The sequence below is a fragment of the Rhizobium sp. TBD182 genome, from assembly GCF_001950375.1.
GTDB lineage: Bacteria > Pseudomonadota > Alphaproteobacteria > Rhizobiales > Rhizobiaceae > Agrobacterium > Agrobacterium tumefaciens.
Window position 1 is genome coordinate 170971 of the sequence record NZ_BDLN01000004.1, and the last position, 15649, is coordinate 186619.

At 59.3% G+C, this 15649-nt stretch carries 4 protein-coding genes and 1 pseudogene; 4 read left to right on the forward strand and 1 reads right to left on the reverse strand.

Translation table 11 applies throughout. The annotated features are described in order from the left end of the window. Positions 1-211 precede the first annotated feature (211 nt). A complete protein-coding gene (locus T18_RS14995; protein ID WP_038492483.1) occupies positions 212-8707 on the forward strand; it encodes a GH36-type glycosyl hydrolase domain-containing protein in 8496 nt (2831 codons plus the stop codon). Between the two features lie 441 nt (positions 8708-9148). On the opposite strand, the gene T18_RS15005 is transcribed toward T18_RS14995, so the two are convergent. Further along, positions 9149-10912, reverse strand: coding sequence for a glucan ABC transporter ATP-binding protein/ permease (locus tag T18_RS15005; protein WP_038492477.1), 1764 nt, complete (start codon positions 10910-10912; stop codon positions 9149-9151). A gap of 337 nt (positions 10913-11249) precedes the next feature. On the opposite strand from T18_RS15005, the pseudogene T18_RS27730 reads away from it, so the two are divergent. From T18_RS27730 to pyc, 3 genes and pseudogenes are all read left to right on the forward strand, one after another. After that, positions 11250-11621 (forward strand): annotated as a pseudogene (locus T18_RS27730) (autoinducer binding domain-containing protein); the annotation flags it as partial. Positions 11622-11650: 29 nt separating this feature from the next. Then, a complete protein-coding gene (locus T18_RS27735; protein WP_233285227.1) occupies positions 11651-11986 on the forward strand; it encodes a response regulator transcription factor in 336 nt (111 codons plus the stop codon). A 106-nt stretch (positions 11987-12092) separates the two neighbouring features. Continuing rightward, on the forward strand, positions 12093-15554 hold the full coding sequence (gene pyc / locus T18_RS15015; RefSeq protein WP_038492474.1) for a pyruvate carboxylase: 3462 nt from the start codon (positions 12093-12095) through the stop codon (positions 15552-15554). Positions 15555-15649 lie beyond the last annotated feature (95 nt).

Consider the following 15649-nt stretch of genomic DNA (forward strand, 5'->3'; position numbering starts at 1 on the left):
GCTTTGCATGCTCGGAGGGATCGCGCAGCAAAACGCCGTGCTTGCGGATATTCGCCGTTTGACGATGCGTTGCACACAACGTCTGATCCGGTTCACCGAAGGTTCAGGATAAGTCATAAATATAGCGTGGCCCGATTTCGTGCGTATTCCCGCCACGGACGAAACGCCGGTCAAGTCGAACAATTCTCCATAAAGTTCAGAATACGAGCCGATGTCATTTCATATTACCCCGACCGCCGCCGCCCGTGATTCCGAGACGAAGCAGATCGATCACAATGATTCGATCCGCGCGTCCTATATGACGGTCGAGGAACTGCATGATGCCGGTGCCGCGCTTTCGCGCGACGGTGCCGATACCCTTCCCGGCTTCATGGAGTTCGACTTCTTCGAGCGCCACCGTGAGAACGAGAAGGAAATCCTGCGGGTCTACCGCACAACGGCCGTCGACGCGGAAAATGGCGCGACGATAACGCCGGCGGCGGAATGGCTGCTCGACAACCACTACGTCATCGAAGAGGCGATCCAGGAAGTCCGCCGCGATTTTCCTCGCAAGTTCTATCGCCAGCTGCCGACAATGACGGTGGGCGGCGTGACGATCCCGCGGGTCATGGCGCTCGGCTGGCTTTATGTCGCCCATACCCACAGCACGGTCTCGCGCGAGAACATGACGGCGCTGGTGGATGGCTATCAGACGTCGAAGACGCTGCAGATCGGCGAATTGTGGGCGCTGCCCCCCATCATCCGTTTTGTCCTCATCGAAAATCTTCGCCGCATTTCCATTCGCGTGGAACGCTCGCGCCGCATGCGCCAGAAGGCGAATGAAGTCGTCGACGAAATCATTCGCCTGAACGATGCGGAAGCCTCCGCAGCGCTCCTCAAGCAGGTCGATTCGCTGGTCGATGACCCGACGTTTGCGACGCAGTTCCTCTATCGCCTCAGAAACGGCTCGCAGACTTCGGGTTTTGCGGTGGCCTGGCTTGAAGAACGCCTGCATGCTGCGGGCACCGACGCTGAAAACGTCATGATGTCGGAACACAACCGGCTGGCCTCAGGCAATGTGACGATGGGCAATATCGTCAAGAGCCTGAGGGAAATCGACGATACCGAATGGTCGGTGTGGTTCGAGGAAGTCAGCCATATCGACAAGGTCCTGCGCGAGGAAACTGATTACGAGATTCTCGATTTCGGTTCGCGCAACACCTATCGCAACACGATCGAGCTTCTGGCGCGTCGCTCCCCCAAGACAGAGGTAGAGGTCGCGCGTGCCGCCGTGGAAATGGCGAGATCCGGCGAGCCTGCCGAGGTGTCTGAAAACCATCGCGTCAATGTCGGCTCCGTACTCGTCGGCGAGCGCCGGTTCGAGCTTGAAAAGGTGCTCGCTTATCGGCCGCTGGTCTCGCAGCATATCGTCCGGTCAATGCGCAAGTTCAACTGGCTCGCAATTGCGGCGCCAGTGTTTCTCATCACCGCGCTCGTCATGCTTGCCGTCGGCTGGTTCCTGGCCGAAGCGGGCATGCCCTGGTATGTGGTGACCGCATTCCTCTTGATGTTTGCATTGCCTGCTTCGGAAGGCGCGACCGGTCTGTTCAACACGCTCGTCACTTTCTTCGTGAAGCCGTTCCGGTTGGTCGGATACGAGTTCAAGAACGGTATTCCACAGGACGCCCGCACGCTTGTTGCCGTGCCCTGCATGTTGACCAGCCGCGACAGCGTCGACGAGATGATGCGCAATATCGAGGTGCATTATCTCGCCAATCCGCATGGCGAGATTTATTTCGCGCTGGTCAGCGACTGGCGCGATGCCCAATATGAGCAGTCCGGCGACGATCTCGAGATTCTCGAATATGCCAAGCGCGAACTGGCGGCGCTGAACAGCCGTTATGCCTTCGATGGCAAGACGCGTTTTTACCTGCTGCACCGCCGCCGCATCTACAACCCGTCCGAAGGCTGCTGGATGGGCTGGGAGCGCAAGCGTGGCAAGCTGCATGAACTGAACATGCTGCTGCGCGGCGACAAGGACACGACATTCCTCGGTGGCGCCAATATCGTGCCGGCCGATGTTAAATACGTCATGACGCTTGATGCCGATACGCGCCTGATGCGCGATGCGGTGACCAAGCTCGTCGGCAAGATGCATCACCCGATCAACCGCCCCGTCATCGATCCGGTCTCGGGACGTGTGGTTGAAGGTTACGGCCTGTTGCAGCCGCGCGTTACGCCTTCGCTGACGACGGGCAAGGATGCTTCCGTCTTCCAGCGTGTCTTCTCGATCAATCGCGGTATAGACCCCTACGTCTTCACCGTTTCCGACGTTTATCAGGACCTGACCTCCGAAGGCACCTTCACCGGCAAGGGTCTTTACGACGTGGATGCCTTCGAGGCGGCTCTTAAGGGCCGGATCGAGGAAAACTCCATCCTCAGCCATGATTTGCTCGAAGGATCCTTTGCGCGCTGCGCGCTGGTGACCGATGTGGAACTGGTCGAGGATTTCCCGACCCGCTACGAGGTGGAAGTCTCGCGCCAGCATCGCTGGGCGCGTGGCGACTGGCAGCTGCTTCCCTATATTCTCGACCGCGCCCGTGGTGTTACCGCGATCGGCCGGTGGAAGATGGTCGATAACCTTCGCCGTTCGCTGACGCCGATTGCCTGGTTCTTCGCCTCGATCCTCGGCTGGTATTTCATGGACCCGCTCGGTGCGCTGATCTGGCAGATCCTGCTGATCTTCTCGCTGTTCGTCGCTCCGACGCTCTCGCTGCTTTCCGGGCTCGTGCCGCGCTCCACTGATATCGTGCCGCAGGCCCATTTCCATACCATCTGGTCGGAAATCCGCGCCACCAATGCGCAGGTTGCGTTGCGTATCGTCTTCATTGCCGATTCTGCCTGCATGATGACGGATGCAATTGTCCGTTCGCTCTACCGTCTGCTCGTCAGCCACAAGCTGATGCTGGAATGGCGCACCGCCGCCAGCATGCAGTCTAGCGCCCAGGGCGGCATCACCTATTATTTCCGCCAGATGTGGCATGCGCCTGTTGTGGCCATGCTCGGCCTGTTGTTTGCGGCGCTGCCCGGTGACAATGCCTTCCTGATCGGCATTCCATTTACTCTGCTCTGGGTTCTGTCTCCCGCCGTTGCCTGGTATGTCAGCCAGTCGGCGGAAACCGAAGACCGGCTGTTCGTTTCGGAACACGTCTCTTTCGAGCTTCGCAAGATCGCGCGTCGCACGTGGCGTTATTACGAAGCCTTCGTGACGCCGCAGGAAAACCACCTGCCGCCGGACAACTTCCAGGAAACGCCGGAGCCGATTGTTGCCTCGCGTACATCGCCTACCAATATCGGCGTTTACCTGCTTTCCATCATTTCGGCGCGCCAGTTTGGCTGGATCAGCTTTGCCGATACGCTGGAGCGGATCGAGAACACGATCCAGACCGTCGAGAAGATGGAGAAACATCGCGGCCATCTCTACAACTGGTACCATACGGACACGCTGCAGACGCTTGGTCCCCGTTACGTTTCGGCGGTGGACAGCGGTAATCTCGCCGGTCACCTGATTGCGGTTTCGTCTGCCTGCCGCCAGTGGGCGGAAGCGACTTCCGCGCATCTTCAGGGTAATCTCGACGGTATCGGCGATCTCGCCGGTATTCTGCGCGAAACGCTGAAAGCGCTGCCTGACGACCGCAAGAACCTGCGTCCGCTGCATCGCCGCCTCGAAGAACGCATCATCGGTTTTTCGAACGCTCTTGCCTCGGTCAAGCGCGAGCATGAATTCGCATCGATCCGCGTCATCAATCTTGCGGTACTCGCGCGCGACATCCAGAAGCTCGCTACCAATGTCGATCACGAAGTAAAGTCTGCGCAGAGCGCGGAAGTGACACGCTGGGCACAATTGCTCGTGGATTGCTGCGAGGCGCATATTTCAGACAGCGCCATCGACCTCACCAATATGGAGCCGCTACGCCAGCGTCTTGCATCGCTGCGCGACCGCAGCCGCAACCTCGCTTTCTCGATGGATTTCACGTTCCTTTATCGCAAGGATCGCCGTCTTCTGTCGATCGGCTACCGCGTCGAAAGCAAGGAACTGGACGAGGCCTGCTACGACCTTCTGGCGTCCGAATGCCGCCTGACCAGCCTGTTTGCCATCGCCAAGGGCGATCTGCCGACCGAGCACTGGTACCGTCTCGGCCGCCAGGTCGTGCCGATCGGTGCGCAGGGCGCGTTGGTCTCCTGGTCGGGTTCGATGTTCGAATATCTGATGCCTCCGCTCGTCATGCAGGAGCGTCAGGGTGGCATTCTCAACCAGACCAACAATCTGATCGTCAAGGAACAGATGAACCACGGCCGCCGTCTCGGCACGCCATGGGGCATTTCCGAAGCGGCGTTCAACGCCCGCGATCACAACATGAACTACCAGTACACCAATTTCGGTGTGCCGACGCTTGGCCTCAAGCGCGGTCTCGGCCAGAATGCTGTCATCGCGCCCTATGCGTCGATCCTCGCCAGCCAGTACGATCCTGACGGTGCGCTGGAAAACCTCGACAAGCTGCGCAAGCTTGGCGCGCTTGGACAGTACGGCTTCCATGATGCCGTGGATTTCACGCCGACACGTGTGCCTGACGGCAAGGTCTGCGCGGTGGTCTACAACTATTATGCCCACCACCACGGCATGTCGATCGCGGCTGTCGCCAACGTCGCCTTTGACGGTGTATTGCGCGAACTCTTCCATTCCGACCCGGTAATCGAGGCGGCCGAACTCCTGTTGCAGGAAAAGGCACCGCGCGAAGTGCCTGTCATGAGCGCCAAATACGAGCCGGAAACCCCAGGCAAGGAACAGGCAGACCTGCTGCGTGCGGAAGTGCGCTCCATCGCCGACCCGGCCGTGCGCGACCGCGAAGTGGTGTTCCTGTCGAACGGCCATTATTCGACGATGCTCACCTCAACCGGTGCTGGATATTCGAAATGGAACGGTCAGGCGATTTCCCGCTGGAAGGCCGACCCGACCGAAGATCGTTGGGGAACCTTCATCTTCCTGCGCGATACCACCAATGGACAATGGTGGAGTGCGACGGCTGAGCCGCGTGTCATCGAAGGCGAAAAGACCAAGACGATCTTCACCGACGACAAGGCCGAATTCCACAAGAATGTCGGCGATCTGCAGAGCGTCGTTGAATGCATCGTCGCCACCGAGCACGATGCCGATGGCCGCCGCGTCACGCTGCTCAATGTCGGTTCCGAGGATCGTTACATTGAAGTGACCTCCTATATGGAGCCGGTCATTGCGTCGGAAGACGACGACAACGCCCATCCGCTGTTCTCGCGCATGTTCGTGCAGACGGAGATCGGCCGGCGCGGCGATGTCATCCGCGCCTGGCGTAACCGCCGCAGCCCGAATGAGCCCGGAACGATCATCGCGCATCTTGCTGCCGATAACGCCGGCCCATCGCGCCCGACGGAGTTCGAGACGGACCGTGCCAAGTTCATCGGCCGTGGCCGATCGCTCGGTGAAGCGGCTGCATTCGATACGGGTGCCACGCTTTCCAACACCGACGGCTTCACGCTCGATCCAATCCTGTCGTTGCGCCGCACTGTGCGCGTACCGGCCGGCAAAAAGGTGAGCGTGATTTTCTGGACGATTGCCGCGCCGAGCCGCGAGGAAGTCGACAAGGCGATCGATCGGTATCGCCATCCTGACGCATTTGCCCATGAACTCGTGCATGCATGGACGCGCACGCAGGTGCAGATGCGCCATGTGGGTGTCACTTCGCAGCAGGCCGCCGCTTTCCAGCATCTCGGCCGTTATCTGACCTATCCGGACATGCATCTGCGCGCGGATTCGGAAACGCTGAAAACGGGCCTCGCTTCGCAGCGGGCGCTTTGGCCGCTTGCCATTTCGGGCGATTTCCCGATCTTCAGCCTTCGTATCAACGACGATATGGACATGGATATTGCCCGTGAGGCGCTCAGCGCCCACGAATATCTGCGTTCGCGCGGGGTGATCTTCGATCTCGTCATCGTCAACGAACGGGCCGCGTCGTATGCACAGGATATGCAGCATGCGCTGGATCATATTTCCGAGGCACAGCGTCGCATCAATCCCGCCGATGGTGGTAGGCCGCATGTGTTCTCCGTTCGCCGCGACTTGATGGACGAAGAGACCTGGAGCGCGCTTCTGGCGGCCTCCCGTGTCGTGCTGCATGTGCGGAATGGCAAGATTGTCGACCAGATCAACCGCGCCGTGTCGCTTTTTGCGGCGCATCGCGGTCCTGACGGCGCGACTGAGGCCGCGCAGGCTCGCCTGCCGGTGCCTGCGTTCCCCGTCGCTGAGGCTGTCGAGGATGCGGGCGATCTCGATTTCTGGAACGGTTTTGGTGGTTTCGCCAAAAGCGGAGAGGAATATGTCGTGCGCCTGCATGGTGGGCAATCCACGCCGCATCCTTGGATCAACGTCATCTCGAACGAAAGTTTCGGCTTCCATGTGTCGGCGGAAGGCGCTGGTTTCACCTGGAGCCGCAATTCCCGTGACTATCAGCTGACACCCTGGAGCAACGATCCGGTCATCAACCGGCCGGGCGAGGCCTTCTATGTTGCCGATGTGGAAACAGGAAAGCTCTATACGCCCTGTGCTGCCCTTTCGCGTGATCCGGAAGCCCTGTTCGAAACCCGTCACGGTCTCGGTTATTCCGTAATGACCGGCAAGACGGATAAGCTTGAAGTCGAGGTGACACAGACGGTAGACCGTGAAAAGCCGGTCAAGTTCTCGCAGCTCATCGTACGCAACAAGGGTTCGAAAAGCCGCCGCCTGAAAGTCTATGCTTATGTGGAATGGGTGCTGGGCAATAATGGCCAGAAATCTGCGCCGTTCATCCTGAGTAGGCACGATGCCGGCAGCAATGCGATTTTTGCTTCGAACCCTTACAGCATCGACTATAGCACCCGCACTGCCTTCCTGACGCTCGACAGCGAGGCAAGCGGCTTTACCACCAGCCGCCGTGAATTCATCGGCCGCTTCGGTTCTGCACAGGCTCCACAGGGCATCGTGTCCGGTGCGGCACTCAGTGGCAGCACCGAGGTGGACGGCGATCCCTGCGCCGCCTTGATGCAGGAAATCCACCTGAAGCCAGGCGAAGAACGGCATATGACCTTCATTCTCGGCGATGCCGACAATGCGGAGGAGGCGGCAACGCTGGTCGAACAAGTCCGCGCGGCGGATTTCCAGTCGGTGCTGGAGGGCAGCAAGGCGTTCTGGACTGGCTTTACCGGCCAGTTGCAGGTTACCACGCCCGATGCCGGCTTCAACCACATGGTCAATAGCTGGTTGCCCTATCAGGCGCTGGCGTGCCGCATCCTGGCGCGCACGGCCTTCTATCAGTCGAGCGGCGCCTTCGGCTTCCGTGACCAGCTTCAGGACACGCTGGCATTCCTGCTCTACCAGCCGGATCTCGCTCGCAAGCAGATCCTGCGTGCGGCAGGCCGCCAGTTTGCTGAAGGCGATGTCCAGCATTGGTGGCTGCCTTTGACCGGTGCAGGTGTCCGCACGACGATCTCTGATGACGTGGTCTGGCTCGCTTATGCGATCAACCAGTATGTCTCGGCTACGGGTGATGCGGCCATCCTTGATGAAAACATCCCCTTCATCAAGGGACCGGCATTGATGCCGGGGCAGCACGATGCCTTCTTCCAGCCGGAGACGAGCGACAAATCCGCTAGCCTCTACGAACACGCGGCGCTGGCGCTTGATCTCGCGATCCATCGCACCGGCGAAAACGGTCTGCCGCTGATCCTCGGCGGTGACTGGAACGACGGCATGAACCGTGTCGGCATCGGCGGCAAGGGCACCAGTGTCTGGCTTGGCTGGTTCCTGGCCGGAGCGCTTCGCGATTTCATAGCGATCGCCGAAAAGCGCGGTGATGCAGACCGTGTCGGCAGGTGGTCGGCGCATCGCGAAAAGCTTCGCAATGATCTCGAAACTGCGGGTTGGGACGGCAGCTACTACCGTCGCGGTTATTTCGACGACGGCACGCCGCTCGGTTCCGCCACCAGCGAGGAATGCCAGATCGATTCACTTGGCCAGAGCTGGAGCGTTCTTTCCGGCGAGGGTGAAGAAGGCCGGTCACGGCAGGCGATGGACGCTGTCATTGAGCATCTGGTCGATGAAAAGGCCGGTATCATCCGTCTGTTCACCCCGCCATTCTCGCGGGCACCGCATGATCCGGGTTATATCAAGGGATATCCGCCGGGTGTGCGCGAAAACGGCGGACAATATACCCACGCGGCGACCTGGGTAGTGCTTGCCCTTGCCAAGCAGGGGCGTGCGCAGGAGGCGTGGAACTGCTTCAAGCTGCTCAACCCCGTCAACCATGCGCTCGACGCGGCATCCTCCGAAACCTATCGGGTCGAACCCTATGTGGTGACCGCCGATGTCTACGGTGAGGGCGCTTATGCGGGTCGCGGCGGCTGGAGCTGGTACACGGGTTCCGCCGGCTGGCTCTATCGCGCCGCGATCGAGGGCATTCTCGGTATCACCCGAACCGAAGGCAAGCTTCACATCGCGCCGTCGCTGCCCGAAGACTGGAGCGGCTTCTCGGTGAAGATCACGCTGGACGGTAAAGCAAAGGACATCGTCGTCAGCCGTAAGGCTGGCACGGCGGAGGTCTCGGTATCCGTCGACGGCAAGCCCCTGTCGGCTGACGATCGGGTGATCCCGTTCGACTGACGACCGGCTCTACGTTTGCTTTTAAAATAAGGCTCCTGCGGTGACGCAGGGGCCTTAATTTTTATTGTGGCTGCCCTAGTATTGTTTGTCTGCACGGAGGCGCGGTAACAGCTTTGTCCTGGCGGGTATCTCCAGCATCATCTCATGAGAGAAATGACACAGCCTCGCGACGGTCTTGCAAGGGCCAACGAGAATGTGAGCCGCGCTCCTCTCGACGTGGCACACAGGCAGAGCAGTTTTACAGGGCCATGTTTCTGCGCTGTTGGATCGCTGAATGCTGATGGCCAAGGCTAAGGCTAAGGCTAAGGCTAAGGCTAAGGCTTGGCCCTTTCCTGCATTATCAAGGCACATGTCTCCAGCTTCGCAGACTTTGGAAAACGGACAAAGAAAAAGGGCGGACACCACGGTGCCCGCCCTTATTATATTCCGTAAGCCAGAGTGTCAGGAGGCGATGGCTTTAGGCCGGGGCTGGCCCTCTTCCTCTGTCAGCAGGCCGCTGGTGCGCAGCAGCGAGGTGAAGCGTCCGCCACGCTGGCTGAGCTCGTCGAACGTGCCCTTTTCAATGATACGGCCCTGATCGAGGAACAGCACCTGATCGGCATCGCGCACCGTGGAAAGGCGGTGAGCGATGATGAAGGTCGTGCGGTTCATTCTCAGCGCGTCCACGGCGGCCTTAACCCGTGCTTCCGTTTCCACGTCCAGCGCGCTGGTTGCCTCGTCAAGGACCAGGATGGGAGCGTTCTTCAGGATAGCACGCGCAATGGCGATACGCTGGCGCTCGCCACCGGACAGGCGGTTGCCGCGTTCACCCACCTGGGTCAGGTAGCCGGTGATACGGCTGTCGATGAAATCCGTCGCAGCAGCAGCTGCTGCTGCTTCCACGACCTCCGCGTCGGTAGCAGATTCGCGACCAAGGCGGATGTTTTCGCGGATGGAGCGGTTCAGAAGGCCAGCATCCTGGAACACGGTGGCGATGGAGTTTCTGAGCGAGTTCTTCGTCACCGTCGAGATGTCGGTTCCATCGATCAGAATCTGGCCTGAATCCGGATCATAGACACGCTGCAGAAGATTGATGAGCGTGGTCTTGCCCGCGCCCGTCGGTCCGACGATGGCAATCGTCTGGCCGGCCTTGGCCGTAAACGAGATGTCGTGGACGCCCTGCTTGGTGTTGGCGAAACCGAAATTGACGTTGCGGAACTCCACGGTGCCGGAGACATTGGACAATTCCCGGGCGTCGCCCGGTTCTTCCCGTTCCTTGACGGAATCCTCGAGCACGAAGAAATCCTCGAGCTTTGCGCGCGCCTCGAAAATCTGGGTCACGAACTGACGCATCTGATCGAGACGGCCGATGAGAAGATTGGCGAAACCGATGAAGGCAATGACGTCACCGACGCGCAATTCGCCGTTCTTCACCAGCACGGTGCCGATGACGAGGATGATCATCATCGAAACAGTGGAGGCAGTGCGGTTCAAGGCACTTGCGAAAGCCCACCAGTCGAGCACCGGATATTGGGCGCTCAGCAGTTTTTCGGTGAAGGATTTCAGCGCCTTCGTTTCAGCCTCGATGCGGTTGTAGCTGTGCAGGACGGACACGTTGCTGATGGAATCGCTGACATGGGCAAAAACGCTGTGATAATGCTCCTCGACCGAAGCCTGGCCATCCTTGGTGCGGCCCATCACCCACTTGCCAATGAACCAGTAGACGATGCCAAGACCGATCAAGACGAAGCTGAGGCGCAGGTCCATGGCAATGGCTGTCGGAATAAGCAGTACGAGTGCGACGAAAGTCGCCAGATGCGTGCGCATGAATTCGAGCCACAGGCCGAACAGCGTCTCGCTGGCGCGCAGAAGCGTATGCAGCGCGTTCGAGGTGCCGCGCAGATGGTGCCAGGAGAGCGGCATGGAGATGATCCGGCCGAAGGCTTCCGTCAGCAGGGTCGCGCGGCGACCGTGGGCCAGCCGGTCGGCCTCGCGGGCGACAGCGACATAAGCCACGGTGTTGAAGACGCCGAAACCCGCCCACAGGATGAGGATGGACGTGACATCGGAGCCGGAGGAGATGGCGTCGATGATCCGTCCAAACAGCACGGGTTCGGCAATGGTGATCGCTGCAAGAATGATGTTGGCGATGACAACGATCAACACCCGCCATTTATGTACGGTCAGATAGCGCAGGGCGCGTGTGTAAACCTGAAACAAAGTCAAATTTTCAATCCAGTCCAGCGTCTGTTTCGAGCGGTTGATTGTTCGGTCTCAATACAATGCTGTTTTAGCAAGGTTGCATGAGACGGCGAAATTTGTGTAATTATCGCTCTTTCAGTCTGAATGGCGGCTTAACAAACCGAGCACGCGTGCGAACCGAAAAAAAACTGAACCCGATGTTTCTAGGGGACGCCGTCACAAGATTTTGCATGTTCGTTTCAGGGATTGCTAACGACGATATGTTCAGTCTGAACCGACCGGCGCCCGAGTAACATGATGTCCTCGCGGGACCATGTCCTTCATGTCATCCCTTCCAGCCAAGCTCCGGGCATGTGTCTTTATGCATGATATTCTTCACTTCATCTCTGCGTGCTACCAGGCGGGAAACGCTGATCGTGTTCGCTCCGAATTTGTAACACTTATTCGCGAATATGGTTTCGAATATTTCCTCGTCAGCCTGCGGATGACCGGGGAGCTTGCTTCCACCGGCCAGATTCTCGCACAACATCTCCCGGAAGGGTGGATCGAGGTCTACCGCGCCAAGAAGTATAATCTTGTCGATCCCGTCCGTAAGGTGATCGGCATGGTGCACAAGCCGTTTCAGTGGAAAGAGGCGCTTGAGGGCCTGCCCCGCGCGATGCATCGAAAAAGGGCGAATGTGTTTTTTCACGATGCCGGGCGTTACGGTCTGCAGGGTGGGTATGCCTTTCCGGTGCACGGGCCGCGGGATTCATCGGCGCGGTGTTCCTTGGCGGCGAGGACCGGCAATTGCCCTCGTTGCACGTTGAGCTGCTGGATGCGGCCACGCGCGCGGTGTTCTGGCGTCTGCTCGATCTTTCAGGCCAGGTCCATAACCTCAACAACGCGCCGAATGTTTCCGCTCTTGAACTTACAAGGCGGGAAATGGAAGTTCTGACGCTGATGGCTGATGGCATGACCTCAACCGAAATTGGACGCCAGCTATCGATCTCCAATCACACGGTCGACTGGTATATCAATGGAATCCAGCGTCGGTTCAGCGCCAAGAACAGGCAGCATACTGTAGCACTCGCCTTTCGCAACGGCTTGCTGAGCTAGTTACGACAGTACGCTTCTCTCCCGAATTGCCCTTTTCAAGACCGGGTTTTGCTGCTTAATTCCGCAGTGCAGCAGAAATTCTGTTTTGGCGTGTGGGGAGACCGTCTTGAAAATATCGAAAATACTTGTTGCCAACCGATCCGAAATTGCGATCCGAGTTTTCCGGGCAGCGAACGAGCTGGGGATAAAAACCGTCGCCATTTGGGCGGAAGAGGACAAGCTGTCTTTGCACCGCTTCAAGGCGGATGAAAGTTATCAGGTCGGCAGGGGTCCGCATCTCGCCAAGGATATGGGACCGATCGAGAGCTATCTTTCGATTGAGGAGGTCATCCGCGTGGCCAGACTTTCCGGCGCGGACGCGATCCATCCCGGTTACGGCCTTTTGTCCGAAAGCCCCGAATTCGTTGAGGCCTGTAACAAGGCTGGCATTACCTTCATCGGACCGACGGCGGATACGATGCGCCAGCTCGGCAACAAGGTTGCCGCCCGCAATCTGGCGATCTCGGTCAATGTTCCCGTTGTTCCTGCAACCAAGCCGCTGCCGGACGATATGGCCGAGGTGGAGCGGCTGGCCGAAGAGATCGGTTATCCCGTGATGTTGAAGGCCTCCTGGGGCGGCGGCGGTCGCGGCATGCGCGCCATCCGCAAAAAGGAGGATCTGGCACGCGAGGTCACCGAGGCCAAGCGCGAGGCGAAGGCCGCTTTCGGCAAGGACGAGGTCTATCTCGAAAAGCTGCTCGAGCGCGCCCGCCACGTCGAGAGCCAGGTTCTCGGTGATACCCACGGCAATGTCGTTCATCTGTTCGAGCGCGATTGTTCGATCCAGCGCCGCAATCAAAAAGTGGTTGAGCGCGCGCCGGCACCCTATCTCAGCGAAGCGCAGCGTCAGGAACTGGCCGCCTATTCCTTGAAGATCGCGGCTGCGACCAATTATATCGGCGCCGGCACGGTCGAATATCTGATGGATGTCGATACCGGCAAATTCTACTTCATCGAGGTCAATCCGCGCATTCAGGTGGAGCATACCGTCACCGAAGTCGTGACCGGCATCGATATCGTCAAGGCGCAAATCCATATTCTGGAAGGGGCCGCCATCGGCACGCCGGAATCGGGTGTGCCGAAACAGGAGGATATCCGCCTCAACGGCCATGCGCTGCAGTGCCGTATCACCACGGAAGACCCGGAGCACAATTTCATTCCCGACTACGGCCGTATAACGGCGTACCGCTCGGCGTCCGGCTTCGGCATTCGTCTGGATGGCGGGACGTCCTATTCGGGGGCGATCATCACCCGTTATTACGATCCGCTTTTGGTGAAGGTAACGGCCTGGGCGCCGCAGCCGGATGAAGCAATCAGCCGCATGGACCGCGCGCTGCGCGAATTCCGAATTCGCGGTGTTGCGACCAACCTCACCTTCCTCGAGGCCATCATTGGCCATGCGAGTTTCCGCAACAACACCTATACGACCCGCTTCATCGATTCGACGCCGGAGCTGTTTGCACAGGTCAAGCGTCAGGACCGCGCTACGAAGCTGCTCACCTATCTTGCCGATGTGACGGTGAACGGGCATCCGGAAACCAAGGGCCGCGTTAAGCCACCGGCAAATGCGGCACAGCCGGTGGTTCCCTACATCGATGCGCCGACGCCTGATGGCACCAAGCAATTGCTCGACCGGCTGGGGCCGAAGGGCTTTGCCGACTGGATGCGCAACGAAAAGCGGGTGCTGGTAACGGACACGACGATGCGCGACGGCCATCAGTCGCTGCTGGCCACGCGCATGCGTACCCATGACATTGCCGGCGTCGCAAGTGTCTATGCCAAGGCCTTGCCGCAGCTTCTGTCTCTGGAGTGCTGGGGCGGCGCCACTTTCGATGTTTCCATGCGCTTCCTGACGGAAGACCCGTGGGAGCGCCTGGCGCTGATCCGGGAGGGTGCGCCGAACCTGCTGCTGCAAATGCTGCTGCGCGGTGCGAACGGCGTCGGGTACAAGAACTATCCAGACAATGTCGTGAAATATTTCGTCCGTCAGGCTGCGAAGGGCGGTATCGACCTGTTCCGCGTGTTCGACTGCCTGAACTGGGTGGAGAATATGCGCGTATCGATGGATGCGATCGCCGAGGAGAACAAGCTCTGCGAAGCGGCCATCTGCTACACGGGCGATATCCTCAATTCTGCGCGTCCAAAATACGACCTGAAATATTATACCAACCTCGCCGCCGAGCTGGAGCGTGCAGGCGCGCACATCATCGCCGTCAAGGATATGGCGGGACTTCTGAAGCCTGCCGCTGCCAAGGTGCTGTTCAAGGCGCTTAGGGAGGCGACCAGCCTGCCTATCCATTTCCACACGCATGATACATCCGGTATTGCGGCTGCGACCGTGCTTGCCGCCGTCGATGCGGGCGTGGATGCGGTGGATGCCGCCATGGATGCGCTTTCGGGCAACACGTCCCAGCCCTGCCTCGGTTCCATCGTGGAAGCGCTGGCCGGATCGGAACGCGATACGGGTCTCGATACGGAATGGATCCGCCGCATCTCGTTCTACTGGGAGTCGGCGCGCAACCAGTATGCGGCTTTCGAAAGCGATCTGAAGGGCCCTGCCTCGGAAGTCTATCTGCATGAAATGCCCGGTGGGCAATTCACCAATCTCAAGGAGCAGGCGCGCTCGCTCGGTCTTGAGAGCCGCTGGCACGAGGTCGCGCAGGCCTATGCCGACGCCAACCGGATGTTCGGCGATATCGTCAAGGTCACGCCGTCCTCCAAGGTTGTCGGCGATATGGCGCTGATGATGGTGAGCCAGGATCTGACGGTCGCCGACGTGGAAAATCCTGATCGCGAAGTGTCCTTCCCGGACTCGGTGGTTTCGATGCTGAAGGGCGATCTTGGACAGTCGCCAGGCGGCTGGCCGGAAGCCCTGCAGAAAAAGGCGCTGAAGGGTGACGCGCCCTATACGGTTCGTCCCGGCTCTTTGCTGCCGGATGCCGATCTCGATGCTGAGAGAAAGGCGATCGAGACCAAACTCGAGCGTTCCGTCAACGACTTCGAATTCGCATCCTATCTGATGTATCCGAAGGTGTTTACCGATTTCGCCCTGACCTCCGAGACCTACGGTCCGGTTTCCGTGCTTCCCACCCATGCGTATTTCTACGGCATGGAGGACGGTGAAGAGCTGTTTGCCGATATCGAGCGCGGCAAAACGCTGGTCATCGTCAATCAAGCCTCTTCCGGCACTGACGATAAGGGCATGGTGACGGTGTTCTTCGAGATCAACGGCCAGCCGCGCCGCATCAAGGTGCCGGATCGCGCTCATGGCGCATCCGGCTCTGCGGTGCGCCGCAAAGCGGAACTCGGCAATGGCACGCATATTGGTGCGCCGATGCCGGGTGTCATCAGCCGCGTCTTCATCAACCAGGGTCAGGAGGTCAAGGCCGGCGACGTGCTGCTCTCCATCGAAGCCATGAAGATGGAAACTGCGCTTCACGCCGAACGCGATGGCAAGGTCGCCGAGGTTCTCGTGCGCCCGGGTGACCAGATCGACGCAAAGGATCTGCTGATCGCTTACGCGGAATGATGCCCATACGGCATCGCTAGCAGCGATATTTTGTCTTTCGTTATAAACGCCCGCCCTCCCGGCGGGCGTTTTGCTGTTGCACCTTCGCTGAAACT